Source organism: Streptomyces lydicamycinicus (assembly GCF_000829715.2).
Classification (GTDB): Bacteria; Actinomycetota; Actinomycetes; order Streptomycetales; family Streptomycetaceae; genus Streptomyces; species Streptomyces lydicamycinicus.
Genome location: NZ_BBNO01000002.1, coordinates 488,501 through 514,588 on the forward strand (window position 1 = coordinate 488,501; position 26,088 = coordinate 514,588).

Sequence of the window (26,088 nt, forward strand, 5' to 3'; positions counted from 1 at the left end):
CGGGGTCAGGCTCAGGCGAGGTCGGTCTCCGCTATCGCTGCGGTGACGATCCGGTGGTCCTGTTCGGGGGCGCCGCCGCCGAAGCCGAGTGCGCCGATCAGCCGGCCGTCCCGGTGGAGCGGCACACCGCCCGCGACGAAGAGCAGCGGCCGGTCCAGCGCCGTGGGCAGGGTGTGGAAGAGGCCGTCGGGGCGTACGAGGTCGACGAGGTCGGCGGTCGGCGCGTCCAACTGGAGGGCGGTGTACGCCTTGCGGGTGCTGGTTTCGCCGGAGATCAGCACGGCCGTGTCGTCCCGCCGGAAGCCGAGCAGCCGGCCCCCCGCATCGAGAACGGTGACGCTGCCCCGCACACCGAGTCCCTCGGCGGCGCGGACGGCGGCCTCGACCAGGGCGTCGGCCTCGCGGGTGGTGAGGGGGCGGACGGTAGGTGTGGTGGTGGGGGTGGCGGTTGGGGTGCTCATGAGCGTGGTCCTTGGGGTGTGGTGACGACGGCCGCGCCGGTGGAGCGCGGAGCGCCGGTGGTGCGGGTGCTTCGGGGTGGTGCGGTACGGACGTAGCCCTCAGCCGTGTGCGGCCGGTACGGGCTCGTCGGCGATCCCGGTGGGTCCGCCGGCGGCGACCATCCGACCGCGGCCCGCCTGACGCCGCTCCAGGGCGGAGGCGAATATCGCCACCCCGAGCGCCGCGACGGTCATCAGCGCACCGACCCAGTTGGGCGCGGTGTAGCCCAGGCCTGCGGAGATGACGATCCCGCCGAGCCAAGCGGCCAGTGCATTGCCGAAGTTGAAGGCCGCGATATTGCCGGCCGAGGCAAGGGTGGGCGCCGAGGCCGCCTGGTCCATCACCCTCTTCTGTAGCGGCGGCACGGTGGCGAAGCCGAAGATGCCGATCAGCGCGAGGGTGACGGTGGCGGCGATCTTGTCGTGCGCGGTGAAGGTGAAGGCGGCCAGTGAGAGCGCCAGACCGGTCAGCGACACATAGAGCATCGGCATCATGGCGCGGTCGGTGAAGCGGCCGGAGACCAGGTTTCCGCCGACCATGCCGAGGCCGAAGATGGCCGTCAGCCAGATCACGGAGGACGGTGCGAAGCCGGTGACCTCGGTCATCATCGAGGCGAGGTAGGTGATGGCCGCGAAGACGCCGCCGAAGCCCAGGATCGTCATCAGCATCGCCAGGCCGACCTGCGGGTTGCGGAACACCGCGAGTTCGCTGCCTATGGGAGAGGCCGCCTTCGCCCGCTGCGCGGGGACCAGCTTCACGATCCCCAGCAGGCCGATCACGCCGAGCGCGGTGATGGCGTAGAAGGTGGTGCGCCAGTCGAAATGCTGGCTGAGCATGGTGCCGGCCGGTACGCCCACGACGTTGGCGACGGTCAGACCGCTGAACATGAGCGAGAGGGCGGTGGCCCGCTTCTGGGGCGCGACGAGATCGGCGGCCACCAGCGCGCCGATGCCGAAGAACGCGCCATGCGTGAACGCGGCCACGATCCGCCCGGCCAGCATGATCCCGAAGTTCGGCGCGATGCCCGTGAGCAGATTGCCCACGATGAACAGGCCCATCAGCAGCATCAACATCTGCTTGCGGGTGAAGCGCGTGCCGAGAGCGGTCATCAGCGGCGCCCCTACGACCACGCCGAGGGCATAGAGGGTGGTCGCGTATCCGGCGAGGGGGATGGAGACCCCGAAGCCGGCCGCCATGTCGGGCAGCAGGCCCATGACCGCGAACTCTGTCGTTCCGATCCCGAAGGCACCGATGGCGAGAGCCAGGAGTGCGAGTGGCATGACGGATCCCTTCAGATCATTGCGTCCGTCCCTTACGAGCGTTCACAATAATTGCAGACGCGGGTTAATTGCAAGCGCCGTATATTTCGGAGGTGGCCTATCCTGGTCGTGCGCCCATGAGGAGGTCTTGGATGACGCAGCGGACACGGGAAAAGCGGGACACACAGGAGACGGCGGTCCCGCAGCCGGCAGCGGCCGCGACCGACTGCCCCCCGGCGGATGCCCCCGGGCTGGCGCAGGGCTGGTGCGCCCTGTCCGCACTGCACGGCCGTATCGAGTCGCACATCGAACGCGCGCTTCAGGCGGCACACGACCTCAGCGTCCGGGAGTTCTCGGTCCTCAATGTGCTCAGCGAGCAACACGACGGGCCGGGTGGTCATCTGCGGATGCACCAGGTAGCGGACTCCGTCGTCCTCAGCCAGAGCGCCACGACCCGCCTGGTCACCCGGCTCGAGGAGCGCGGCCTGCTCTCGCGCTATCTGTGCCCCGACGACCGGCGCGGCATCTACACCAACGTGACGCCCGACGGCCTCGCGCTCCTGGTGGAGGCCCGGCCCACCCACAACGGCGCACTGCGCGAAGCCCTCAAGGACGCCGCCCAGCGCCCCGAGTTGGCCCCGCTGGTCACCGCCGTCGAGACACTCGCGCCGCCGGAGTGACACGACGGGCGCATGAGGGACGCCGCGTGTGCGGTACGGACGCCAGGGACGCCTCCCCGGCGCCTCTGTGATCGCACGGGCATAAGGTCGCGCCCATGAGCGATATCGAGATACGCCGCGCGACCGAATCCGATCTTCCCGCCATCGTCGCGATGCTCGCCGACGACCCCCTGGGCGCCACCCGCGAGTCACCGGACGACCTGACTCCGTACCGTGCCGCGTTCGAAACGCTGGCCGCCGACCCGCAGCAGCACCTGGTCGTCGCGGTCCGCGCGGGGCAGACGGTCGGCACGCTTCAGCTCACCGTCATTCCCGGCCTGTCCCGGCGCGGCGCCACCCGCTCGATCATCGAGGGCGTCCGGATCCACCGCGACGAGCGCGGCGGGGGCCTCGGCACCCAGCTCATCGAATGGGCGGTCGCGGAATCCCGCACGCTCGGCTGCCACATGGTGCAGCTGACCTCGGACGCGACCCGGATCGACGCGCACCGCTTCTACGAGCGCCTCGGGTTCGAGGCCTCTCACCTGGGCTTCAAGCTCCCGCTCTGAGGAACGGGACGGCCGCCACCCGACCGGGTCCGGTCACGTCCGGCGCGTACGCTCCCGCGCTCGGTGTGCCTTCTGCCGGCAGGCACCACCGCAGTAGCGCGCGGGTCGGCCCGTGCGCGCCGCCGCGATCGTCGCACCGCACACCTCACACCGTGCTTCGTTACGTTTCACCGGCTCGGCTTCGAGTTCCGTTACGGCGCGTTCCGTCCGCAGGGCATCACACATCAGCGCCGTCATCCGGCCCGGAGCCGCGCCCCCGGAACCGTCTCCCGGCACGGCCCGCTCCATCGAAAGACAGCCGACCAACAGCGCCCTGAGCTCCGTTATTCCGACGTCCGGCCGTACGTCGCCCGCCTCTTGAGCCCTTCTGAGCAGGACTTCCAGCGCCTCGTCGAAATTTTGTCCGACCCCCGGCGACGGCTCGAAGCGGCCCGCGCCGGCCTCCTCCAGCGCGTCACACAGCGCCTTGTTCCGTGACGCGAGCCGTACCACCGAGGACAGGAAGCGAAAGAAGACCGGACCGGGATCCATGACCTCGGCCAAGTCCCTTGCGGTGTCCGTGAACAGCTCGATCCGGTCCACGATCGTCGCCCTGAACAGGGCTTCCTTGGACGGGAAATGGCGATAGACGGTCCCGGCACCGACCCCCGCACGGCGCGCGATCTCCCCGAGCGGAACGCCCAACCCCTGTTCCTCGAAGGCGAATCGGGCCGCCTGGAGCACCAGCGCCCTGTTGCGCCGCGCATCCGCGCGGGCGGGTGTCACACCGCCGTCCGTCACTGCCGGGCCTCCTGGGGACGACTGATACCGGGTCAAGCGCTCCGCGTTTTTAAACGGGTCGCTCATTCCGATTCTAGGGGCAGCCCTGAGCAAGATCGTTAAGCGCCGTTTGGCCGTCGCGGCGGCGGCCGGAATCAGCAGCCGACAGACAGCCGTCGCGCGCCGGCAGGCAGCCGGCGCGCGACCGACCGACTCCGCCGCACCGAAACCCGCGACCGACGGCGCGATGGACGTCTTCAGCGTCCAGCCTGACCCCGGAGCCCGGGGCGCGCCACCGGACGGCTCCTCACGGGGACGAGAGTGCCGCCGGCCGCAATGCCGTCGCCATGCCCCTCTCTGCGGCGTACGACAGCTCGCCGGCTCCTCCCCCAACAGCCCCTGCGTGCAAGGGGTTTCACGTGAAACGGTGTCGCGTCCCGACATACGCGTGGGGTCGTGTTTCACGTGAAACACGACCCCACGTCGACAACGCGCCCGCGGTCAGGCGCTCGCTCGGCTCAGCCGGCGACCACCGCGTCCCACGCCGCGCCTGCCGCCTGCGCCGCTCCCTCGGCGTCCACGGACACGCCCAGGACGCGCAGCCCACCCGCCAGCGCCACCAGGGAGGCCGTGACCACCGCCCGGTCGGCGGCGCGGCCATAGTGGTTGACCCGGATCATCTCCTTGGCCAGTGCGCCCGCCGCAGCCTGCACCGGCACCGTCGCGTCCACCGCGACCGCGGCGGTCACGATCTCCCGGGCATCCACTCCCTCGGGGGCGCGGAGCGTCGTGGCGGCCGGCGCCGCGTCCTCGTCGCGCACGACATACGGAGCCAGCCCGCCCAGCGCCCGCACACCGGCCCTGGTCGCCGCGGCCGCCGCCCGGTGCCGGGTGAGGACCGCCTCCAGACCCTCGGCCTCCAGACGGTCCGCCGCCTGCTCCAGTGCGAGCATCTCCAGCTGCGCCGGAGCGTGCGGAAGCGCGGTGCGTCCGCCGTCGATCCAGCGCTCCTTCCAGTCCAGCAGCGAGAGGTACGAGCGCCGCGGAGCCTGCTCGTTGGCGGCGATCCGCTCCCAGGCACGGGCGCTGACCGATGCCACCGACACCCCGGCAGGTCCCGCCATCGCCTTCTGCCCGCCGATCACGCAGAGGTCCACGCCCCACTCGTCGGTGAGCAGCGGCTCGGCGCCCACCGAGGCGACCGCGTCCAGCATCAGCAGCGCTCCGTGCTCCCGCACCACCGCGCCGATCTCGGCCACGGGGTTGGTGTTGCCGGTGGCCGCCTCGGCGTGCACCAGGCTCACGAAGTCGATCTCGGGGCGCTCGCGCAACGCCTCCGCCACCTGCTGCGGGGTGACCGCCCCCGTGAACGGCGCGGTGAGGGTGACCACCTCGGCGCCACAGGAGCGCAGCCAGCCGCCGAAGGTCTCGCCGTACGGACCGGTGATGATGTTGAGCGCGGTGCTGCCGGGCCGCACGGCCGAGCGGATACATGCCTCCAGCGGCAGCAGTGCCTCGCCCTGCATCGCCACGACATCGCAGCGGGTACGCATCAGGGCCGCGACCTTGTCCTCGATCCGCGCGAAGTGGGCCGCGGTCAGCGCAGGCAGGTCGAGCAGGTCCGGGGTGGCGGGGTTCGCGCTCGGGTCAGACACAGCAGTCACAGGGCCTTCCAGCGGTAGCGAGCCGACTCGGTGCGGCTCCTGACATCGGGATCGACTGTACGTCCGTGCGCCGGACCGCCGCCGTACGGGCCTCAGGCCCGCCATCCGTCCAGATCCACCCCGCCGGGCACCGGCGCCGACGGCTCGTACGGCTCCCGGGTGAACACGAAGGTGCCGAGGTCCAGATGGCACACCGCACCGTCCCGGCCCCGCACCACCCGCAGCGTCTCCCCCGCGTAATAGCCGTCCAGTCCGGTCCAGGTGCCGTCCTTCTCAGCCCGGAACCGCGAGGCGCGCCCCGCCCCGGACAACGGGGTGAGCTCCAGCCCGCGTTCGGCCCGCAGCCGCAGGGCATGGGGGTTCGCGCCCCAGTACCAGGGTCCGGTCAGCGCCAGCAGCTCCGGATCCAGCGGGCCGGGCAGCGGACGCCAGGGCTCGGGGATCCGCGGCTCGTGCGCGATGACGATCCCGGTGAGGTCAGTGGCGACGGCCCCGGCCGCCGGGCCCGAGGTGCAGTTGGTGAGGACGACCGCGGCCACGTCCTGCTCGACATCGGCCCACAGCGCCGCAAGGAACCCGGGCATCGAGCCGTGATGCCCGACCAGCATCCGTCCATCCCGCCGCAGGAGCTGCGCTCCCAGCCCGTACCCCGCATCCCACGCACCGCTCTCCGGCGGCACGGCCGGTGTCCGCAGCTCCGCCAGACTCGCCGCGTCGAGCACCCGCCCGTCACCCCGCAGCAGGAATACCGCCCAGCGGCAGAGGTCCTGGAGCGTCGACCACAGCTGCCCGGCCGGGCCCATCAAGCCGGTGTCCGCGGCCGGTTCCGGCAGGAGCGCGTCGGCCCACGGGTGCACCGCCCAGCCACTCGCGTATGGCCGCTCGGCCCGCAGCGTCGTACGGCTCATGCCCAGCGGTTCCAGCACCTCGCGCCGCAGCACCTCGCCCCACGGCAGACCGCCCCGCAGCCGTTCGACCAGCGCGCCGAGCAGTGCGTAGCCGACGTTGGAGTAGTGGTGCCGCCGGCCGGCCGGGTGCCGCTGCGGGCGCACGTCGAAGAGGTCGGCCGGCTCGGGCCGCAGCTCACCCGAGGTCCGCTCCCACCACGGCCCCCGCGGCTCGGCCGCCAACCCCGCACTGTGGGAGAGCAGTTGCGCGATCGTCGCGTCCGGCACCGGAGTGTCCGCCAGATGCGCGCCGACCGGGTCCGACAGCCGCAGCAGCCCCTCGTCCCGCAGCCTCAGCACCAGCACGGCGACGAAGGTCTTGGTGAGCGAACCGATCCGGTACTGCACATCACCGTGCGGTACCTCTCCGTCCACCGAGCCCCGGGCCCCGCTCCACACCGCTCGTCCGCCACGGACGACCGCGCCCGTCATCGACGGTGCCCGCCCCTCGGCCTGCCCGACCGCCAGCCGGTGCAGCAACGCTCGCCGGGTCTGCGGCAACAGCTCCGCGCACTCATCGGGTGCACCGGCCGTGCCCGGCTCCCGGCCGACGGCCTCGGAAGGGGGAAACTCCGTGGACTCTGCGATGGTCATGGTGCTCCTCAACAGCGGATCCGGCTCGGCCGGGCCCCATCCTCGCCGCATCACCGGAGCGCTGCCGACCCGCCCACCGCACCCAGTTCCGTCTGCTCGTCCGCCGGCAGCCGGCGCGCAGTTGCCACGGCTTCACCCCCGCGCCGTCTGCCCCTCCCCATAGCGCCGATACCCCGTCACGGCATCCACCCGCGCCGGCCGAGCAGCCCGCGGTCGTCGTAGAACCGCAGGGCACTCGGCGCGAGGCCCACCCGGTGCGCGAAGACGCCGATGGTCAACAGCTGTTCGGTGTCGTCCATGGACGACGCGACTGTGCGGCTTCCACCGGCCTGAAGGTCAACGCCGAGGGCAGCTGCACACGGGCTCCGGTGCGGCGGCGCCTCAGGCGGTCAGCGCCGTGGCGCTGCGGAACGTCCGCCGGTAGGCCAGCGGTGCCACCCCCACCGCACTGTGCAGATGCTGGCGCAGAGAAGTCCCGGTGCCGAAGCCCGCGTGATGGGCAACGAGGTCGATCGACCAGTCCGTGGTCTCCAGCAGATGCCGGGCGCGCTCGATGCGCTGTCCGGCGAGCCACTGACCAGGGCTCATACCGACCTCGTCACGGAAACGCCGGGTGAGGGTGCGCACGCTGACCCGGGCGTGCCCGGCGAGGTCGGTCAGGGTGAGCGGCTCGCCGAGACGCTCCAGGGCCCAGGCGCGGGTGGCGGCGGTGCCGCCCGCCGAGGGCTCCGGCACGGGCTGCCGGATGAACTGCGCCTGTCCGCCGTCACGCCATGGCGGCACCACACACAACCGGGCCACCTCATTGGCGACGGCGCTGCCGTGGTCCCGGCGCACGATATGCACACACAGATCCACCCCCGCCGCGGCCCCGGCCGAGGTGAGGACATCGCCGTCGTCGACGAACAGCACATTGGGGTCGACTCGTACGGTCGTGAAGAGCCGTTGCAGCTGGGTGGCCTCCCGCCAGTGCGTGGTGGCCGGGCGGTGATCGAGCAGCCCGGCCGCGGCCAGGACGAAGGCACCGGTGCAGATGGCCACCATCCGGGTGCCGGGCCGGACGTGCTCCAGCGCCGCCCGCACGTCATCGGACAGCCGGCCGTCCTCCCGGAGCGTGTCCGGCGAGTGGGCCGGCGGGATGACGACGGTGTCGACGTGCGCGAGGACGGAAGCGTCCGCGGAGACCGCGATGTCGTAGTCGGCATCGGTGCGCACCGGACGCCCGTCCGGGCTACAGGTGACGACGGAGTAGAGCGGCTCACCGGCGGCGTCCCGTGCGGCGCCGAAGATCCGCGCGGGAATCCCCAGCTCGAAGGGGACGACACCATCCAGGGCGAGCACTCCGACGCGATGCATGACCCGATTCTTTCAAACGTTGGCCATCAGGACACCGCCGGGCTCCCGGCCGCCGCGCAAAGCTGACGGCACCTCGGGAAACGCGGCTGCCAGGCGGCGCGTGCACCCGATCCCCCGCCATTGGCACAGAAGAAGGAGACACCATGTCCGAGACCGGGACCCCGCAGATGCGGGCCGTCAGCCAGGACACCGCCGGAGGCCCGGAGGTCCTCAAGGTGATCACGACCGCCCGGCCGGTGCCGGGCCCCACGGAGATCCTGGTCCGGGTGCACGCCGCGGGCGTCAACCCGGCCGACTGGAAGACGCGGAACGACGGCCGGTTCCTCAACGGCAGCGAGCCGCCGTTCATCCTGGGCTTCGATGTCTCCGGTGTGGTCGAGGCCGTCGGCCGCGGTGTGACCCTCTACGAACCGGGCGACAAGGTCTTCGGCATGCCGCACTTCCCGCACCCCGCCGGGGCCTACGCCGAGTACGTCACCGCTCCGGCGCGCCAGTTCGCCCACCTTCCCGAGGGCCTGGACCACGTCCGGGGCGCCGCCCTCCCGCTGGCGGCACTGACCGCCTGGCAGGCCCTGGTCGACACCGCGAACGTGCAGCCCGGCGCGCGGGTGCTGATCCACGCCGCGGCGGGCGGCGTCGGTCATCTCGCGGTGCAGATCGCCAAGTCCCGCGGCGCGTATGTGATCGGCACCGCCCGGCGGGCCAAGCATGACTTCCTGCGTGATCTGGGCGCCGATGAGCTCATCGACTACACGGAAGAGGACTTCGCGACCGCGGTAGACGATGTCGACGTCGTCCTCGACACCATCGGCGGCGACTACGGCGCCCGCTCACTGCGCACCCTGCGTCCCGGCGGTTCGCTGGTCTCGATCCTGCCGCTGGACGACGCCTTCCCCGCCGACCGGGCGCGTGAGGCAGGGGTACGTGCGGTGTTCGTCCTCGTCGAGCCCGACCGGTCCGGCCTGCAAGCCGTCGCCGGCCTGGTGACCTCCGGAGAACTGAAGGTCAACATCGACACGGTCGTCCCGCTGGAGGAGGCCGCGAAGGCCCACGCCCTGGGCGAGACCGGTCGCACCACCGGCAAGATCGTCCTCACGGTCACGCCCTGACGACCGGCATCGAGACCCCTCTTGCGGCAACGGGCTCCCGGTGGGGGCCGTCGTGGCGGCCCCCACCCAGCGAACACGCCCTAGGGGCGCGGGTCTTGTGCCGTCTGCCGTCGGGTGGCGTTGAGGGCGCCGAGCAGGGACAGCGCTTCGGCACCGGGGCTGCCCGGTTCGGCGTGGTAGATGACGAGTTGCTGGCCGGGTGCGTCGCGGACGTCGAAGGCCTGGTAGGTGAGGGTGAGCGGCCCGACATCGGGGTGGTTGAACAGCTTGGCGTCCTGGGTCTTGCCGCGCACGGAATGGGCCTGCCACAGAGCCGCGAAGGCGGCGCTCTGCTCGGTCAGGGTGGCGACGAGCGCGTTCAGCCGGGGGTCGTCGGGAGCGAACCCGGCCGCCTGACGAAGGTTGGCCACGGTGGCCTGCGCGGTCCAGTCCCAGCGGGTGTAGAAGTCCCGGGCGGCCGGGTCGAGGAAGGTCATACGGGCGAGGTTGTCCGCCGGGTCGAAAGGTGAGTACAACGCGTCGGCCAGGGCGTTGGCGGCCAGGATGTCCAAGGCGCCGTTGACGACGAAGGCCGGGGTGTGCGGGTAGCCGTCCATGAGCTGGCGCAGCGCCGGGCTGACCACGTTCCGCTGCCGCGTCGGGCGGTCGTTCGGGGCGATACCGGCCAGCCGGTGGAGATGGGCGCGAGCGTCGGTGTCGAGGTGGAGGGCCCGGCTGAGGGCGTCCAGTACCTGCGGCGAGGGGTGGCATTCGCGGCCCTGTTCGAGCCGGGTGTAGTAGTCGACGTTCACTCCGGCCAGCACCGCGACCTCCTCACGGCGCAGCCCGGCGACTCTGCGGACGCCGTAGCTCGCCATACCGATGTCTTCGGGCCGCAGGCCGGAGCGCCGGGCGCGCAGGAAGTCTCCCAGGCTGTTGTCGGACATCCCCCCAGGTTAGGGAGGAGAGCGGTGGCCTGCCTGGGTGTGTGGCACCCAGGCAGGAAGCGTCCTGGTCACCGGCTTCCCGTGCGTCCAGGCGCGGTGGCCGCAGGCGACGACATCGCACGGGAGGACAACCCCTGTGACGGGCCCACGACTTGACGGCACGGTCGCACCGATCACCGAGGCGGGCCGGAGGGTGACGCTCCGCGGACTCACCGGCCGCTGCGGAGTCTCCGACGCTCGACGGAAAACAGCGCCTGGGGTGCGCCGAACTCGACGAAGCGGTCGATGCGCCGCATGCCGATGGCTTCCAGGAGGCGGCATGAGCGGGTGTTGGCCTCTTGGGTGACCGCGATGATGGAGGCGTCGTCCGAGGGGACGTTCACGAAGGCCCACTCAACTACGGCGGCCACGGCTTCCCGTGCATACCCCTGGCCCCAGTGTTCGGGCAGGAGTCCATAGGAGACCTCCCGCCGGTCGTCGAACCGCGACGCCGAATCGATCAGTACGGAACCCACGACGGCCATGTCCTTGCGCGTGGTCACAGCGAACACGTTGGGGCGGCTCGCGAAATGCTGCTGGTAGAGGGGAAGCTTCTCTTCGGCCACCGGCCCGCCGAGGAACCGCCGGACTTCGGGGTCCGTCCAGAGCCGGCTGAATTCCTTCACGTCGGTGGTCTCAGCAGGACGTAGCAGGAGCCTGGGCGTGCTGATGGTGGTGGGCCAGGGGGACGACTCGGACTTCGAAGGCATGCCCTGAGCTTCACACTGCGGACCCACGACCGCTCGCTGTTGTGGCGCTTTCCCGCCACGGCTCTTCCCGGCAGCGGTGACGACCTATCAGCCGAACGGTGACACCCTGGCCGCGATGGTCAACCCAGGTCTTGCATGCCGTGCGAGCCCGCGTAGCCGGTCGCCGGCTCACCCTGCCAGCATCAGCCCATGACCGAGTACTCCTGGCCCGACCACGGCCCCGGGGCCGCCGCCCGGGTGCGGGAAGCGTGCAACCGTACGGTCGCCGATCTGCCGGCCGGAACTCCCGTCACCGGTGAGGTCATCGGCCGCCGGCCGTTCGGCGTCTTCCTCCGCATCGACGGCCACCCCGACGCGGTCGGCCTGGCCGAGGTCGTCCGTATGCCCGGATGCGGGACCCTCCCGCTCATGGGCGAGTGGGTGTCCGGCGAGGTCATCTGGCATGCCGCACACCACCACCAGGTCAAGATCGAGCTCACCGAGTGGGCCGGACATGAAGACCGCCTGTCGGCGCGATCGGCCCGGCCGGCCGGACGCGAGACATAAGGACTCGGGCGCGCTATGGCGAACTCAGAGCTGGTGACCGCCGCGGACGTGCAGCTGATGCGGGGTCTGGCGCAGCGTGTCACCGCCACCCGCCCGGACCTGGTGAACGGCGACGCGACGTACGGCGAACTGGCCTGGAACTGGGGCAAGGGGCAGGCGAGCGACGGCGCAAGCTGGCGGCGTCGGCTGTGGTTCTCCGGCGGTGATTTGGTGGCGTGGAGCTGGGCCCATCTTCCGCACCAGGTGAGGCGGAGCGACGGGTCGGTGCAGGACGTCACCGGCGCCTATCTGGCGTATCAGGTCCATCCCGACCACGCCGGGCTGGTTGACGAGGTGATCGACTGGTACGGCGGTACGGCGGCGGGCATCGAGCGTACGGTGAGGCCGAGAGCCGCCGATGAGTTCGCCCTGAAGCGATGGGCGGCGCACGGCTATGAGACCGACCCCGCCTCGCTGGGCGACACCGGTTCCTGGATCCAGCTCAACGAGCGGGACCTCACCGACCTGGAACAGCCGGTACTGCCCGACGGATTCCGGTTCCGCGCTGCCGACGAGGCCGGGCCGGAGGCCGTGGTCCAGGCCCATTTGGACGCCTGGGCTCCCTCGACGTATACGGCCGAGGGCTACCAGGGCGTCCGGCAGACGGAGGGGTACCGCGGCGACCTGCACATCCTGGTGGAGGCGCCGGACGGAACGATGGCGTCCTCGACGATCATGTGGCTCGACGAAGCGAACGGGACCGCTGAGTTCGAGCCGGTCGGGACGCATCCGGACCACCGGCGTCTGGGGCTGGCAAGGGCGATGCTCCTGCACGGGATGCATCTGGCGCGGGCGGCCGGGGCCCTCCATATGACGGTCGCCTGCCTGGGTGCGCCGGGGCATCCCCAGGCGCGCGGGCTGTACTACAGCGTCGGGTTCCGGGAGTTCACACGGGACGCGCCGCTCATCGGGACCAGGACCGCAGAGCGGCGGCCCGGGCGGGAGCCAGGCTGCGCGGGACGGCCCGCCGGGCAGGGCACGTAGGAGCGTCCACGACCTCGGCCGACAGGGACATCTCCACGACCACCCTCACGTCTGCGCCATATCCACAAACCGCGAGTAGTGGCCCTGGAACGCCACCGTGATCGTGGCCGTGGGGCCGTTACGGTGCTTGGCCACGATCAGGTCGGCCTCGCCGGCGCGCGGGGACTCCTTCTCGTAGGCGTCCTCGCGGTGCAGCAGGATGACCATGTCCGCGTCCTGCTCGATCGACCCGGACTCACGGAGGTCGGAGACCATCGGCTTCTTGTCCGTGCGCTGCTCGGGGCCACGGTTCAGCTGGGAGAGCGCGATGACGGGGAGCTCCAGCTCCTTGGCCAGCAGCTTGAGATTTCGGGACATGTCCGAGACCTCCTGCTGACGGCTCTCGGCGCGCTTCGAGCCGCCGGACTGCATCAGCTGGAGATAGTCGATGACGACCAGCTTGAGCTCATTGCGCTGCTTGAGCCGACGGCACTTCGCGCGGATCTCCATCATCGACAGGTTCGGCGAATCGTCGATGTACAACGGCGCGGCCGAGACATCCGGCATCCGGCGCGCCAGCCGCGTCCAGTCCTCGTCCGTCATGCTGCCGGAGCGCATGTGATGCAGCGCGACCCGCGCCTCGGCGGACAGCAGACGCATCGCGATCTCGTTGCGCCCCATTTCCAGCGAGAAGATCACGCTCGGCAGATTGCTCTTGATCGAGCAGGCCCGCGCGAAGTCGAGCGCGAGGGTCGACTTACCCATGGCGGGACGGGCCGCGATCACGATCATCTGGCCCGGGTGCAGGCCGTTGGTCAGGGAATCCAGGTCGGTGAAGCCCGTCGGCACACCCGTCATCTGGCCCTGGCGGGAGCCGATCGCCTCGATCTCGTCGAGGGCGCCTTCCATGATGTCGCCGAGCGGAAGGTAGTCCTCGCTGGTCCGCTGCTCGGTGACGGCGTAGATCTCCGCCTGGGCGCTGTTGACGATCTCGTCGACATCGCCGTCCGCGGCGTATCCCATCTGCGTGATCCGGGTGCCGGCCTCGACCAGGCGGCGCAGCACGGCACGCTCATGGACGATCTCGGCGTAATACTCGGCGTTCGCGGCGGTCGGTACGGACTGGACGAGGGTGTGCAGATACGAGGCGCCGCCGACCCGTGCGATCTCGCCGCGCTTGGTGAGCTCCGCGGCGATGGTGATCGGGTCGGCCGGCTCGCCCTTGGCATACAGGTCGAGGATCGCCTGGTAGACGAGCTCATGGGCGGGGCGGTAGAAGTCTTCGCCCTTGAGGACCTCCACGACGTCCGCGATGGCGTCCTTGGACAGCAGCATGCCGCCGAGCACGGACTGCTCGGCGTCCAGATCCTGCGGGGGGACCCGCTCGAAGCCGCCGGTCCAGGAGCCGCCGCCGTCGTCGTCGCGGTCCTGCCGGTCGCCGCGGCCGCGGCCCTTGCCCTCGCCCCGCCGGGAGCGGGCGGCCGGCAGCAGGTCGCTGGGACCGGAGTCCGCCCAGGGGTCTTCCATGGGCTCGGGAATGCTCACCCCGGCACCTCCTCCCGTCCGCGACGCGGACCTTGCTGTGCTGTTCTTTCTTACGGCACAGCTCTGACAATCGAGACGCCCGACTCCGGTTACGGCGCGTCGAGTTCGGACGATTTCTCAAGCCGGAACAGGCGGCGGGTGCCGGACCACGGTAGGCCCGCGGGCACCGTCCGCCAATCTGGTTATCCACAGGCCATGTGGATGACTGCCCTTCAGCTGTGGAGAAGTCCCCGGATCCTGTGCACGGCCCGGGGGAAACTGCTGTGGACAAGCACACAATCACCCTGCCCCCAACCCCCTGACCTGCATCTTTCTCATCCATAGCCTGTGGGGGAGAAAAACTTCTGCCAGCGGTTCAAGATCGCGACAAACGGCGCAGGGGAGTGGACTCCACACAGCGGAAAGTAAGGAGTGCACAAGGTTTGCATCTCTTACCTGTGGAAGATTAGATTGCGCGCATGACCCAGGCTCCCGCGACACCACGCCGCACCGGCCGCCGCCATGACCGCGAGATCATCGCCCTCGCGCTGCCCGCCTTCGGTTCTCTGGTCGCGGAACCCCTCTTCGTCATGGTCGACAGCGCCGTCATCGGCCACCTCGGCACCCCCCAGCTCGCCGGCCTCGGCGTCGCCGCCGCCCTGCTGACCACCGCCGTCTCCGTCTTCGTCTTCCTGGCCTACGCCACCACCGCCGCGGTCGCCCGCCGGGTCGGCGCCGGCGACCTGCCCGCCGCCATCCGCCAGGGCATGGACGGCATCTGGCTCGCCCTGCTGCTCGGCGCCGCCGTCATCGCGGCGGTGCTGCCCACCGCGCCCTGGCTCGTCGAGGCCTTCGGCGCGTCCGGCACCGCCGCCCCGTACGCCACGACCTACCTCCGCATCAGCGCGCTCGGCATCCCCGCGATGCTCGTCGTACTCGCCGCCACCGGCGTGCTCCGCGGCCTCCAGGACACCCGGACCCCGCTCTATGTCGCCGTCGGCGGCTTCTCCGCCAACGCCGCGCTCAACATCGGCCTGGTCTACGGCGCCGGCCTCGGCATCGCCGGCTCCGCCTGGGGCACGGTCCTCGCCCAGTGCGGCATGGCCGCCGCCTACCTCGTCGTGGTCATCCGCGGCGCGCGACGGCACGGGGCCACGCTGCGCCCCGACGCCGCAGGCATCCGTGCCTCGGCCCAGGCCGGCCTGCCGCTGCTGGTCCGTACGCTCTCGCTGCGCGCGGTGCTGATGATCGCCACCGCCGTAGCCGCCCGGCTCGGCGACGCGGAGATCGCCGCCCACCAGATCGTGCTCACCCTGTGGTCCCTGCTGGCCTTCGCGCTGGACGCGATAGCCATCGCCGGGCAGGCCATCATAGGCCGCTACCTCGGCGCGGGGGACCGCGACGGTGCCCGGGCCGCCTGCCGCCGCATGGTCGAGTGGGGCATCGCCGCGGGCCTGGTCCTCGGTGTGCTGGTCGCGCTCGCGCGCCCGCTGTTCATCCCGCTGTTCACCTCGGACCCGGCGGTGCAGGGACCGCTGCTCAGCACGCTCCTGGTGGTGGCCGTGACCCAGCCGGTGTCCGGCATCGTCTTCATCCTCGACGGTGTGCTGATGGGGGCGGGGGACGGGCCCTATCTCGCCTGGGCCATGGTCGTGACGCTGGCCCTGTTCGCGCCGGTGGCGCTGGCCGTCCCGCTGCTCGGCGGCGGACTGGTCGCCCTGTGGTGGGCGATGGCCCTGATGATGACCGTCCGGATGCTGACCCTGTGGCTCCGAACCCGGTCCGGCCGGTGGATTGTGACCGGAGCCTCTCGTTGAAGCATCTCCCGTAACACGCAGCGCGTGCTGATAATGACCCTGTGCGCTCGCTTGCCAGGAATTCCGTGCTGCCCCTGACGTTCGTCGTCATGGTGGCTGCTGCTGTGGTGGGGTACGCCACGGAGGAAGCCGATACGAACAGCGGCAGCGGCGGCGGTGGCCGCAGCAGCTTCGGCAAATCCGGCGAGGCGGGCCAGGACCCCCAGGACCAGGATCCCGCCGCGACGGCCCCGGCCGGTGACGGCAATGCCTACACCCCGCGCCGGACCGAGCAGAACGCGCGGGTCGGTGCGGTCTTCGAGAAGGACGACACCGGCGACCACTTCTGCACCGCGAGCGTGGTGCAGAGTCCGGGCCGGAACATGCTCATCACCGCGGCACACTGTGCCTTCGACAGCGATGGCAAGACCCCGGTGGACGACCTGGTCTTCGCCCCGGACTACCGCAACGGTGAGGAGCCCACCGGCCTGTGGAAAGTCAAGAAGGTGGTCCTTGACGACCGCTGGGCCAAGTCCAACGACGAAGATCTCGATGTCGCCTTCCTCATCCTCGACAAGAAGAAGGGCAAGCAGATCCAGGACGTCCTCGGCGGAAACACCCTCGGGATCGACCGTGGCTTCCACAACGAGGTCAAGATCACCGGCTATCCCACCAGCCGCGAGACCCCGATCTCCTGCCAGAACCGCACCACGAAATACAGCAACACCCAGCTGCGCATCCGGTGCACCGACTTCGAGGGCGGTACGAGCGGCAGCCCGTGGCTCGCCGATTACGACCCGAGGAGCCACACCGGCACGGTCATCGGCGTCCTGGGCGGCCACGAAGGCGGCGGCGACGAGGACGATGTCTCCTACGCCGCCTACTTCGACGACGACATCGCCACGCTCTACAAACGCGCCCAGGACGAGGACTGACACAGTCCGTCCGCGCTCCGCACACGGCGAAGGGCCGCACCCCGGTGACGGGATGCGGCCCTTCGGCTGGGTGCTGCGATTACGCGGCGATGACCTCGACGCCGAGCTTCGCGACGACCTCGGCGTGCAGACGCACGGAGATCTGGTGCGCGCCCAGGGTCTTGATCGGCGAACCGAGCTCGACACGACGCTTGTCGACGTCCGGACCACCGGCAGCCTTGATCGCCGAGGCGATGTCGGCCGGGGTGACGGAGCCGAACAGGCGGCCCGCGTCGCCGGCACGGACGGCCAGCTTCACGTTGACGCCCTCGAGCTGGCCCTTGATCTCGTTGGCCTGCTCGATCGTGGCGATCTCGCGGATCTTGCGACCGCGACGGATCTGCTCGACGTCCTTCTCGCCACCCTTGGTCCAGCGGATCGCGAAACCACGCGGGACCAGGTAGTTGCGGGCGTACCCGTCCTTGACGTCAACGACGTCGCCGGCGGTGCCGAGGCCGGAGACCTCGTGGGTGAGGATGATCTTCATGATTCGGTCACCCTTCCCTTATCGCGCGGTGGACGTGTAGGGCAGCAGCGCCATCTCACGGCTGTTCTTCACGGCCGTGGCGACGTCACGCTGGTGCTGAGTGCAGTTGCCGGTGACCCGGCGGGCACGGATCTTGCCGCGGTCGGAGATGAACTTCCGCAGCAGGTTCGTGTCCTTGTAGTCGACGTAGGAGATCTTCTCCTTGCAGAACACGCAAACCTTCTTCTTAGGCTTGCGAGCAGGCGGCTTCGCCATTATCTCTCTCCAATGAGTTCAAGAAGTTTGTGCTGACGCCCTCAAGGCCGTCGGCCGTCGCAGGGCGCGGTTTCACGTGAAACCGCGCGCGGCGGGCCGCTGTGGACCTAGAAGGGCGGCTCGTCCGAGTAGCCGCCGCCGGAGCTACCGCCCCAGCCACCGCCGCCGCCACCCTGCTGGCCACCGCCGGCCGGGCCGCCGGTCGCCCACGGGTCGTCGGCAGGAGCTCCGCCGCCCTGCTGACCGCCGCCGGGGCCGCCGCCCCAGCCGCCGCCACCCTGGCCACCGCCCTGCTGACCGCCGCCGAAGCCGCCGCCCTGGCCACCGCGACCGCTGGTCTTGGTGATCTTGGCCGTGGCGTTCTTGAGGCTCGCGCCCACTTCCTCGACGTCGAGCTCGTAGACCGTGCGCTTCACGCCCTCGCGGTCCTCGTACGACCGCTGCTTGAGGCGGCCCTGGACGACCACGCGGGTACCCCGCGTAAGGGACTCGGCGACGTTTTCCGCCGCCTGACGCCACACCGAGCAGGTCAGGAACAGGCTCTCGCCGTCCTTCCACTCATTGGTCTGACGGTCGAAGGTGCGGGGAGTGGACGCGACGCGGAACTTCGCGACCGCCGCACCGGACGGGGTGAAGCGCAGCTCGGGGTCGTCGACAAGATTGCCGACAACCGTGATGACGGTCTCGCCTGCCATTAGGGGAACCTCTCGGCGGGTGTGCTGCTGGCTGCTGGTGTTGCTGCTACTCGAACCCGGTTACCGCTGGACGCTGACGCGTTCAGTGGGTCTCGGGACGGAGGACCTTGGTCCGGAGGACCGACTCGTTCAGGTTCATCTGACGGTCGAGCTCCTTGACGACCGCAGGCTCGGCCTGGAGGTCGATGACCGAGTAGATGCCCTCGGGCTTCTTCTTGATCTCGTAAGAGAGACGACGACGGCCCCAGGTGTCGACCTTCTCGACCTTTCCGTTGCCCTCACGGACGACGGAGAGGAAGTTCTCGATCAGCGGGGAGACAGCGCGCTCCTCGAGATCGGGGTCGAGGATGACCATCACCTCGTAGTGACGCATGTAGAACCCACCTCCTTTGGACTCAGCGGCCACGGTCGTTCCGTGGCAGGAGGGTCGTATGCGTTCCGCACCCGGCCCGTCCGGTGCTCCGGACAGACATAGGCGCAGACCGTACAGAGTACCTGGCTGATGCCTTCCGGTTGAAATCGGTCCGCTCCACCCCGCAATCTGGAACACAACGGGTGTGAGCGGCGTTACAGTGCGCCGCCTTGTCATCGGAGGTGCCGCATGGCACAGGCACGGACCCAGCGCAGTTTGCTGTCGCTTCTCAACAGCGACGGCAAGGAGCATCCCGTCGAGAACACCTTCGCCATCGTGACCGTGGTGCTCGGCGCGATCGCCATCTTCACCACGCTCTCTCCCAGCCTGCACCTGGTCAGTTCCTGGGTCGGTCTGATCGGGATCGGCACCGGCCTGTGGGGCCAGTTCATCTCGTCGACCACCGGCGAACGCTTCCTGTTGATCATCGGCCTCGGCGCAGCGGCCGTCGGCTTCTACCTCGGCCTGGCACACGGCGGCCTCTTCGGCGGTCTCATCGGCTAGCCGATGCGGCATCCGGGCCCCCAGCCCGTATGGCCCAGACGGGGCGCTCCACGGTCACAGTAGGCTTCGGCGCGAGAGCCGGAGCCCCGACCATGGGGACACACCTGCCGAGGAGCGCCCCGCATGAGCCTGACCCTGAGGACCATCAGCCGAGAGCAGCATCTGGCATATATCCAGAGTCTGCCCGCGGCCAGCCACATGCAGGTCCCTGCCTGGGCGGACGTCAAGGCCGAATGGCGTTCGGAGAGCCTGGGCTGGTTCGACCCGAGCGGTGAGATGGTCGGCGCCGGGCTGGTCCTTTACCGCCAGGTCCCCCGGGTCAAGCGCTACCTCGCGTACCTCCCCGAGGGCCCGGTCATCAACTGGTACGCGCCGAACCTGGAGGACTGGCTGCAACCGATGCTCGCGCATCTCAAGCACCAGGGTGCCTTCACCGTGAAGATGGGCCCGCCGGTCATCATCCGCCGCTGGGACTCCCCGGCGATCAAGGCCGGCATCCAGAACCCGGACGTCAAGCGGCTGCGGGACGTCGAGGCGACCCACATCGAGCCGCGCGCCTTCGAGGTGGCCGACAAGCTGCGCCGCATGGGCTGGCAGCAGGGCGAGGACGGCGGCGCCGGCTTCGCCGACGTACAGCCCCGCTATGTCTTCCAGGTGCCGCTGGCCGACCGTTCGCTGGAAGAGGTCCACAAGGGCTTCAACCAGCTGTGGCGCCGCAACATCAAAAAGGCCGAGAAGGCCGGCGTCGAGGTGGTCCAGGGCGGCTACGACGACCTGGCCGAGTGGCAGCGTCTCTACGAGATCACCGCGGTGCGTGACCAATTCCGGCCGCGTCCGCTGGGGTACTTCCAGCGCATGTGGACGGCCCTCAACGCCGAGGACCCCGACCGCATGCGGCTGTACTTCGCCCGTCATGACGGCGTGAACCTGTCGGCCGCGACGATGCTCGTCGTCGGCGGACACGTCTGGTACTCCTACGGTGCCTCGGACAACATCGGCCGTGAGGTCCGGCCCTCCAACGCGATGCAGTGGAAGATGCTCCAGGACGCCTACGCGCTCGGCGCCACGGTCTACGACCTCCGCGGCATCAGCGACTCGCTCGACGAGAACGACCACCTCTTCGGCCTGATCCAGTTCAAGGTCGGCACGGGTGGGCAGGCAGCGGAGTACCTCGGTGAGTGGGACTTCCCGCTCAACAAGCTGCTGCACAAGGCATTCGACTACTACATGGCGCGCCGCTGACGCTCCACCGCACCGTTCGTTCCCCTGAGACACCAGCCACGAGAAAGGTTCCGGGCCCGGCCATGGCGCTCACCCTCTACGTCGACACCGCGCGCTGGCGGGCGCATCAGCAGAGCGTTCTCCAGCAGTTCCCCGGGTTGGTCCCGGTCTGCAAAGGCAACGGCTACGGCTTCGGCCATGAGCGCCTCGCCGACGAGGCGACCCGCCTCGGTGCCGACATCCTCGCGGTCGGAACGACCTACGAAGCGGCCCGTATCAAGGACTTCTTCAGCGGCGATCTGCTCGTCCTGACCCCGTTCCGCCACGGTGAGGAGCCGGTGCCGCTGCCCGACCGGGCGATCCGCTCGGTGTCGTCGGTCGAGGGTGTGGGCGGTCTGGTCGGGGCCCGGGTCGTCATCGAGGTCATGAGCAGCATGAAGCGCCATGGCGTCAAGCCGGAGGACCTGCCGAAGCTGGCCGCTGCCATCGAGGACGTCCGGCTCGAAGGCTTCGCGATCCACCTGCCGCTGGACCGCACCGACGGGTCCGACGCGGTCGAGGAGGTCATCGGCTGGATGGACCAGCTCCGCTCCGCCCGCCTCCCGCTGCACACCATGTTCGTCAGCCACCTCAAGGCCGATGAGCTGGCCCGTCTCCAGCAGCAGTTCCCCCAGACGCGCTTTCGCGCGCGGATCGGAACCCGGCTGTGGCTGGGCGACCACGAGGCCACCGAGTACCGCGGTGCGGTGCTCGATGTCACCCGGGTCGCCAAGGGCGAGCGCTTCGGCTACCGCCAGCAGAAGGCGGCCTCGGACGGCTACCTGGTCGTGGTGGCGGGCGGCACCTCGCACGGTGTCGGGCTGGAGTCGCCCAAGGCGCTGCACGGTGTGATGCCGCGCGCCAAGGGCGTGGCCCGGGCCGGCCTGGCGACCGTGAACCGTAATCTCGCGCCCTATGTGTGGGCCGGGAAGCAGCGCTGGTTCGCGGAGCCCCCGCACATGCAGGTGTCGATCCTGTTTGTGCCGGGCGATGCCCTGCAGCCGCAGGTCGGCGAGGAGCTGGTGGCCCATCTGCGGCACACCACCACGCAGTTCGACCGCCTCGTGGACCGCTGACCCGGCCGAGCCGCGACGCAGACACGCCAAGGGCCCGGTGCCGCAGACCTTCTCTGCGGCACCGGGCCCGGTGCGTTGCCGGCGGGTGCCGCTCAGTCCCGTACGACGCCCCAGCGCACCTGCGGCGTCGCCTGGAACTGCACCGCATGCCGGGGCGGGTGGTAGGCCCGCCCGAGCACGAACACATCGGGGCTGCGGTCCAGCACGCCGCCCGAGGGATCGTCGTCCCCGTCCCTGCGGGCCACATCGCGCTCCGGCATCAGGATGTCCCGTACGACCAGGGCACACAGGTAGAGCGTGCCCAAGAGGTGCAGGGCGATGGCCAGTTGGTAGCCCTCCGTCGGCAGCCCCTGGTGCTTGTCGCCGCTTCCGGTGTAGGCGAGGTACGTCCAGATCCCGATGAAGTACATGACCTCGCAGGCCTGCCAGATCAGGAAGTCCCGCCAGCGCGGCCGGGCCAGCGCGGCGAGCGGGGTCAGCCACAGCACGTACTGCGGCGAGTAGACCTTGTTGGTGAGGATGAACAGCGCGACGACGAGGAACGCGAGCTGCGCGAAGCGCGGCCGGCGCGGTGCGTAGAGAGCCAGCAGGCCGATGGCGGCACAACCCACGATCATCAGCAGCGTGGCGTAGGTATTGGCGTTCTCCAAGGGGTTCCCGGTGCGCTGCGAGATCAGCAGCCAGATCGAACCGAAGTCGATGGGCCGTTCCTGGCTGAAGGTGTAGAACTTCGCCCAGCCCTCCCGGATGTGGAAGCCCCCGGCGTCATGCGTGATCATCACCGGCAGGTTCACCACCAGCCAGGACGCGACGGCACCGGCCAGCGCCTTCCGGAACGCACGCCAGGCGCCCGCGCGCCAGCACAGCACCAGCAGCGGGCCCAGCAGCAGCACCGGATACAGCTTCGCCGCGGTGGCCAGCCCGATGAGGATGCCGGCCGCCAGCGGGCGGCTGCGTGACCACATCAGCATCCCGGCGGCCGTCAAGGCGATCGCCAGGAGATCCCAGTTGATGGTGGCGGTGAGGGCGGCGGCGGGCGCCAGGGCAACCAGGAGGCCGTCCCAGGGGCGGCGGCGGTGGGTGCGGGCCACGCACACCGCAACGACAGCGGCGCAGATCATCAGCATGCCGGCGTTGACCAGCCAGTAGATCTGTTCGCGGTGCTGGATTCCCCCGCCGTGCGGAGTCATCCAGGAGGCGACCTCCATGAAGACTCCGGTGAGCACGGGGTACTCGAGATACTCCATATCGCCAGGCAGCCGGTCGAAATACGGGATCAGACCATCGGCGAAGCCCCGCCCCGCATAGAGATGCGGGATGTCGGAGTAGCAGGCGTGCGTGTACTGGCTCGTGGCACCGAAGAACCAGCCGCCGTTGTAGCAGGGCAGCTTCTGCACCATGCCGAGCGCGAACATGCCGATGGCGACGAGCGCGATGATCCGCACCGGCGTCAGCCAGTGCATCCCGAGCAGTGCGTGTCGGCCGATCGGCCCCCCGATCAGCTCGCTGCCGGCCGCCGCCACCTCATCCTGCTTCGTCGGCCGTACCGGATCATCCCGTCGCACGCTCGTCATGGCCCCATCCTGCCGTACGGCCGTGGGCAGAAAACGGCGAAGCCCCCGCCCGGTCGATCCGGGCGAGGGCTTCGTTACTCCACGTTTCACGTGAAACTTTCAGCGCGTTTCACGTGAAACGGTCAGCCGGTCGGGCCGCCGAGCCAGCCTCCACTGTCTGTCGGCTCCGTCGGATCAGGCGTCGGGCTCGTGCCACCGGGGCCACCGGCGCCACCCGCGCCATTTCCGTTACCGCCGCCGTTGCCGGCCCCACCGTTGTTCCGGCAGTTCAGGTCCCAGGGGGAACAGCTGTCGGTCGGGGTCGGGCTCGGAGAGTTCGTCGGGGGAGCGGACTCGCTGGGAGACTCCGACGGCGAGCTCGACGGCGTGTCCGACGGCGTGGGAGTCGGCGTCGGCGTCGGCATGCCTTCCTGGTCCAGCCGCTGGCCGACGGGCGTGGCCGGCGGGAAGGACTCCGGGGTGACGCCCTTCATCGCCTGGATCATGTACTCGGTCCAGACCTCGGTGGGCAGCGCACCACCGTGGATCGAGTCAAAGCCGCCGACACCATTCATGGACAGCTGGCGCGGATTCCCCGCGTCCTCACGGAACATCGTGATGGCCGTCGACAGCTGCTTGGTATAGCCCACGAACCAGGCCGACTTGTTCTCGTCGGTGGTACCGGTCTTACCAGCGGCCGGCATGCCCAGCCGCCTGGCGTCCTTCGCCGTGCCGTTGTCGATGACGTTCTCCAGCACCTTGGTCACGTTGTTGGCGACGTTGGCATCCATCGCCGTTTCGCTCTGGGGCTTGTCGAAGCCGTCGAGGTCCCGGCCCTTGTACGTCACCTTCGTCACCGAATAGGGCTCCACCTTCGTCCCGGACTGGGCGAACGTGGCATACGCATCGGCCATACGGATCGCGCTCGGTGTGGAGGTGCCCAGCGCGAAGGACGGGTTCAGGTTCTTGTCGAAGCTGGCCTCCGAGATACCGGCGGCCTCCGCCATGTCCCGGACCTTCTTCATCCCGACATCCATACCGAGCTGCACGAACGGAGTGTTGACGGACTGCTCCATCGCCTTGGTCAACGAGATGTAGCCCCAGGGATGGTTGCTCTCGTTCTCCTGATAGAAGAGCGAGTTGTCCCGCCTCCGGACGTAATTCCCCAGGGCGTCCTTCACCTTGAGGTGGTCATCGCCGTTGTACCGGCTGTCCTGCCTGACCGGCACCCCATGACTCTTGACCGTTCCGTACTTCATCGCCGCCGCGAGCACGAACGGCTTCCAGGTCGAGCCCACCGGCACACCGAAGGTGTCCGCGTTGTTGCTGAAGTGCCCCTTGTCGTAGCCCTCACCGCCGTACAGGGCGACGATCTTGCCGTCTCCCGGCACCACTGAGGCCCCGCCGAACTGGACGAATTTGTCCTTCGCGCGCTTATCGGGGTCGATGTACCGCTTGTTGACCTTCTTGACCGCGGTCTCGAGGTCATTGGTCTTCTTCGAGCTGAAGGTCGTGCGGATCGTGTAGCCGCCCTTGTCGAACTGGGCTTCGCTGAGACCCGAGTGCTTCAGCACGTACTTCTTCGCGGTGTCCATCATGTAGCCGATCTGACCGCTCTTGCCGGCGACCGGCTTCGGTAGCTTCGGCATGGGGAAGTGGCCCCGGTACTTGTCCCGTTCCGCCTTGGTCATGAGGTGGTTCTCGACCTCCCGGTCGAGAATCCAGGACCACCGCGCCTTGGCACGCTTGGTGTTCGCCGCCTTCGTGGCCCCCGGGCTGGTACCACCCGCCGGGTCGTACAGATCCGCGCCCTTGAGCACGGTGGCCAGGAAGGCGCTCTGGTTCGCGTTCAGCTTTCCGGCGTCGACCCCGTAGTACGCCTGAGCCGCTGCCTGGATCCCGTACGCCCCGCGGCCGTAGTAGCTGGTGTTCAGATACCCCTGAAGGATCTGGTCCTTGCTCTTCGACCAGCCGACCTTGATCGCGATGAACAGCTCCTTGAACTTACGGTCAAGGGTCTGCTCCTGGCTCAGCATCGCGTTCTTCACGTACTGCTGAGTGATGGTCGATCCGCCCTGGGTCTCGCCGCCCCTGGCCATGTTGACCACCGCACGCGCGATGCCCATCGGGTCCACACCCGAGTCCGTCCGGAACGACGCGTTCTCCGCGGCGATGGCCGCCTTCTGCATCTCGAGCGGAATCTCGTTGATCGTGACGTTCTGCCGGTTCGTCTCACCGTCCCGCGCCATGACCTTGCCGTCAGACCAGAGGTAGACGTTGTTCTGCGACTTGGCGGCGTCACTCTCGCTGGGCACGTTCACCAGGGCCAGTGCGACGCCGGAGGCACCGACGATCAACCCTATGAATCCGATGCACAGGGTCGTGACCTGCTTCCACGACGGCACAAAGCGCCGCCAGCCCACGCGGTTGGCACGCGGGTAGTCGATGAAACGCTTCTTGGCAGGCTTCCCGCCGCCGTGACCGCGGCCGCGGCCTCCCTCGGGACCGCCGCCGCCACCGCCTCGACGGCCACCGCCACCACGGCCCCCGGCGCCATCACCGGAGGCCATCGCGGCATCGGACGACCGCCGGCGGCCGCCGCGCTGGGCGGCTCTCCGGGCGTCGGCGCGCCCACCCTGCCGCGGCTCGTAGCCGGACGGCTCGGAGTGAGAGGCAGGACCGGCAGCGGAGCCACGGTTAGGGGCGGCACGGCGCCCTGATGGCTGCTGTGCGGCGCGTCGGGCCGCGGCACGTCCGCCACTCTGCGGCTGTGGCGGTTTGCGACGGTGCTCGCTCATGGAACGAATACTCCTCGGGCAGGCGCGCTTTCTCGTCGCCTGAAGGCGGCAGTTGTCTTCAGGTCCCCCCGATGCACGGCCCGCTCCTGAGGCGCGAGCCGCACTACACCGAGG

The 26,088-nt window shown here is 69.7% G+C and carries 26 protein-coding genes; 10 read left to right on the top strand and 16 right to left on the bottom strand.

The window, feature by feature from the left end; translation table 11 throughout:
* Positions 1-11: 11 nt before the first annotated feature.
* Together TU31_RS07560 and TU31_RS07565 are read right to left on the bottom strand one after the other, a co-directional pair.
* Positions 12-461, bottom strand: a complete 450-nt coding sequence (locus tag TU31_RS07560) for a GlcG/HbpS family heme-binding protein (RefSeq protein ID WP_042150922.1) — start codon at positions 459-461, stop codon at positions 12-14.
* Positions 462-560: 99 nt separating this feature from the next.
* Positions 561-1,781, bottom strand: coding sequence for an MFS transporter (locus TU31_RS07565; protein ID WP_042150924.1), 1,221 nt, complete (start codon positions 1,779-1,781; stop codon positions 561-563).
* 131 nt (positions 1,782-1,912) lie between these two features.
* Between TU31_RS07565 and TU31_RS07570 the strand changes: the two genes are divergently transcribed.
* Together TU31_RS07570 and TU31_RS07575 are read left to right on the top strand one after the other, a co-directional pair.
* Complete coding sequence (locus TU31_RS07570; protein WP_042150926.1) at positions 1,913-2,440, top strand: MarR family winged helix-turn-helix transcriptional regulator; 528 nt, start codon at positions 1,913-1,915, stop codon at positions 2,438-2,440.
* Between the two features lie 95 nt (positions 2,441-2,535).
* Positions 2,536-2,988, top strand: coding sequence for a GNAT family N-acetyltransferase (locus TU31_RS07575; protein ID WP_042150928.1), 453 nt, complete (start codon positions 2,536-2,538; stop codon positions 2,986-2,988).
* Positions 2,989-3,021: 33 nt separating this feature from the next.
* Here the strand turns inward: TU31_RS07575 and TU31_RS07580 are convergent, their stop codons facing one another.
* The 5 genes from TU31_RS07580 to TU31_RS07595 all read right to left on the bottom strand — a co-directional run bounded on the left by TU31_RS07580 (position 3,022) and on the right by TU31_RS07595 (position 8,308).
* A complete protein-coding gene (locus TU31_RS07580; protein WP_042150930.1) occupies positions 3,022-3,768 on the bottom strand; it encodes a TetR/AcrR family transcriptional regulator in 747 nt (248 codons plus the stop codon).
* Between the two features lie 497 nt (positions 3,769-4,265).
* Positions 4,266-5,411, bottom strand: a complete 1,146-nt coding sequence (locus TU31_RS07585; protein WP_042150931.1) for a pyridoxal-phosphate-dependent aminotransferase family protein — start codon at positions 5,409-5,411, stop codon at positions 4,266-4,268.
* 92 nt (positions 5,412-5,503) lie between these two features.
* The gene (locus TU31_RS07590) at positions 5,504-6,952 is read right to left on the bottom strand and encodes a serine hydrolase domain-containing protein (protein WP_078885606.1); all 1,449 of its coding nucleotides are present in this window, start codon (positions 6,950-6,952) and stop codon (positions 5,504-5,506) included.
* A 176-nt stretch (positions 6,953-7,128) separates the two neighbouring features.
* On the bottom strand, positions 7,129-7,251 hold the full coding sequence (locus TU31_RS37895) for a MerR family transcriptional regulator (protein ID WP_370682708.1): 123 nt from the start codon (positions 7,249-7,251) through the stop codon (positions 7,129-7,131).
* An 82-nt stretch (positions 7,252-7,333) separates the two neighbouring features.
* Positions 7,334-8,308, bottom strand: a complete 975-nt coding sequence (locus tag TU31_RS07595; RefSeq protein WP_042150933.1) for a GlxA family transcriptional regulator — start codon at positions 8,306-8,308, stop codon at positions 7,334-7,336.
* Between the two features lie 143 nt (positions 8,309-8,451).
* Here TU31_RS07595 and TU31_RS07600 point away from each other — a divergent pair, with 143 nt between their 5' ends.
* Positions 8,452-9,417, top strand: coding sequence for an NADP-dependent oxidoreductase (locus TU31_RS07600; RefSeq protein WP_042150935.1), 966 nt, complete (start codon positions 8,452-8,454; stop codon positions 9,415-9,417).
* A gap of 80 nt (positions 9,418-9,497) precedes the next feature.
* On the opposite strand, the gene TU31_RS07605 is transcribed toward TU31_RS07600, so the two are convergent.
* Positions 9,498-10,343 (bottom strand): helix-turn-helix transcriptional regulator, encoded by an 846-nt coding sequence (locus tag TU31_RS07605; protein WP_042150937.1) that lies wholly within the window; start codon positions 10,341-10,343, stop codon positions 9,498-9,500.
* 209 nt (positions 10,344-10,552) lie between these two features.
* Positions 10,553-11,092, bottom strand: a complete 540-nt coding sequence (locus TU31_RS07610; RefSeq protein ID WP_042150938.1) for a GNAT family N-acetyltransferase — start codon at positions 11,090-11,092, stop codon at positions 10,553-10,555.
* Between the two features lie 189 nt (positions 11,093-11,281).
* Between TU31_RS07610 and TU31_RS07615 the strand changes: the two genes are divergently transcribed.
* Positions 11,282-11,638 (top strand): hypothetical protein, encoded by a 357-nt coding sequence (locus TU31_RS07615; protein WP_052718845.1) that lies wholly within the window; start codon positions 11,282-11,284, stop codon positions 11,636-11,638.
* 15 nt (positions 11,639-11,653) lie between these two features.
* Positions 11,654-12,661: a GNAT family N-acetyltransferase gene (locus TU31_RS07620; RefSeq protein ID WP_042150940.1), complete on the top strand. Its 1,008-nt coding sequence runs from the start codon at positions 11,654-11,656 to the stop codon at positions 12,659-12,661.
* 45 nt (positions 12,662-12,706) lie between these two features.
* Here TU31_RS07620 and dnaB read toward each other — a convergent pair whose 3' ends face one another.
* Positions 12,707-14,167, bottom strand: a complete 1,461-nt coding sequence (dnaB, locus tag TU31_RS07625; RefSeq protein ID WP_042150942.1) for a replicative DNA helicase — start codon at positions 14,165-14,167, stop codon at positions 12,707-12,709.
* A 476-nt stretch (positions 14,168-14,643) separates the two neighbouring features.
* Between dnaB and TU31_RS07630 the strand changes: the two genes are divergently transcribed.
* Positions 14,644-15,981 carry an MATE family efflux transporter gene (locus tag TU31_RS07630; protein WP_042150944.1) on the top strand — a complete coding sequence of 446 codons (1,338 nt, stop codon included), beginning with the start codon at positions 14,644-14,646 and terminating at the stop codon, positions 15,979-15,981.
* Positions 15,982-16,046: 65 nt separating this feature from the next.
* Positions 16,047-16,895: a trypsin-like serine peptidase gene (locus TU31_RS07635; protein WP_245698448.1), complete on the top strand. Its 849-nt coding sequence runs from the start codon at positions 16,047-16,049 to the stop codon at positions 16,893-16,895.
* Positions 16,896-16,974: 79 nt separating this feature from the next.
* Here TU31_RS07635 and rplI read toward each other — a convergent pair whose 3' ends face one another.
* The 4 genes from rplI to rpsF all read right to left on the bottom strand — a co-directional run bounded on the left by rplI (position 16,975) and on the right by rpsF (position 18,744).
* The gene (rplI, locus tag TU31_RS07640; RefSeq protein WP_042150948.1) at positions 16,975-17,421 is read right to left on the bottom strand and encodes a 50S ribosomal protein L9; all 447 of its coding nucleotides are present in this window, start codon (positions 17,419-17,421) and stop codon (positions 16,975-16,977) included.
* Between the two features lie 18 nt (positions 17,422-17,439).
* On the bottom strand, positions 17,440-17,676 hold the full coding sequence (gene rpsR / locus TU31_RS07645; protein ID WP_003978893.1) for a 30S ribosomal protein S18: 237 nt from the start codon (positions 17,674-17,676) through the stop codon (positions 17,440-17,442).
* 107 nt (positions 17,677-17,783) lie between these two features.
* Positions 17,784-18,371: a single-stranded DNA-binding protein gene (locus TU31_RS07650; RefSeq protein WP_042150951.1), complete on the bottom strand. Its 588-nt coding sequence runs from the start codon at positions 18,369-18,371 to the stop codon at positions 17,784-17,786.
* An 82-nt stretch (positions 18,372-18,453) separates the two neighbouring features.
* Entirely contained in the window at positions 18,454-18,744 is a 291-nt protein-coding gene (gene rpsF / locus TU31_RS07655) for a 30S ribosomal protein S6 (RefSeq protein ID WP_006604399.1), read from the bottom strand.
* 228 nt (positions 18,745-18,972) lie between these two features.
* Here rpsF and TU31_RS07660 point away from each other — a divergent pair, with 228 nt between their 5' ends.
* From TU31_RS07660 to TU31_RS07670, 3 genes are all read left to right on the top strand, one after another.
* Positions 18,973-19,287, top strand: coding sequence for a hypothetical protein (locus TU31_RS07660; RefSeq protein ID WP_042150954.1), 315 nt, complete (start codon positions 18,973-18,975; stop codon positions 19,285-19,287).
* 123 nt (positions 19,288-19,410) lie between these two features.
* Complete coding sequence (locus TU31_RS07665) at positions 19,411-20,529, top strand: lipid II:glycine glycyltransferase FemX (protein WP_042150956.1); 1,119 nt, start codon at positions 19,411-19,413, stop codon at positions 20,527-20,529.
* 62 nt (positions 20,530-20,591) lie between these two features.
* On the top strand, positions 20,592-21,623 hold the full coding sequence (locus TU31_RS07670) for an alanine racemase (RefSeq protein ID WP_042150959.1): 1,032 nt from the start codon (positions 20,592-20,594) through the stop codon (positions 21,621-21,623).
* Positions 21,624-21,715: 92 nt separating this feature from the next.
* On the opposite strand, the gene TU31_RS07675 is transcribed toward TU31_RS07670, so the two are convergent.
* Together TU31_RS07675 and TU31_RS07680 are read right to left on the bottom strand one after the other, a co-directional pair.
* A complete protein-coding gene (locus tag TU31_RS07675) occupies positions 21,716-23,197 on the bottom strand; it encodes a glycosyltransferase family 87 protein (RefSeq protein ID WP_042150962.1) in 1,482 nt (493 codons plus the stop codon).
* Positions 23,198-23,319: 122 nt separating this feature from the next.
* On the bottom strand, positions 23,320-25,974 hold the full coding sequence (locus tag TU31_RS07680) for a transglycosylase domain-containing protein (RefSeq protein WP_078885608.1): 2,655 nt from the start codon (positions 25,972-25,974) through the stop codon (positions 23,320-23,322).
* Between the last annotated feature and the right edge of the window lie 114 nt (positions 25,975-26,088).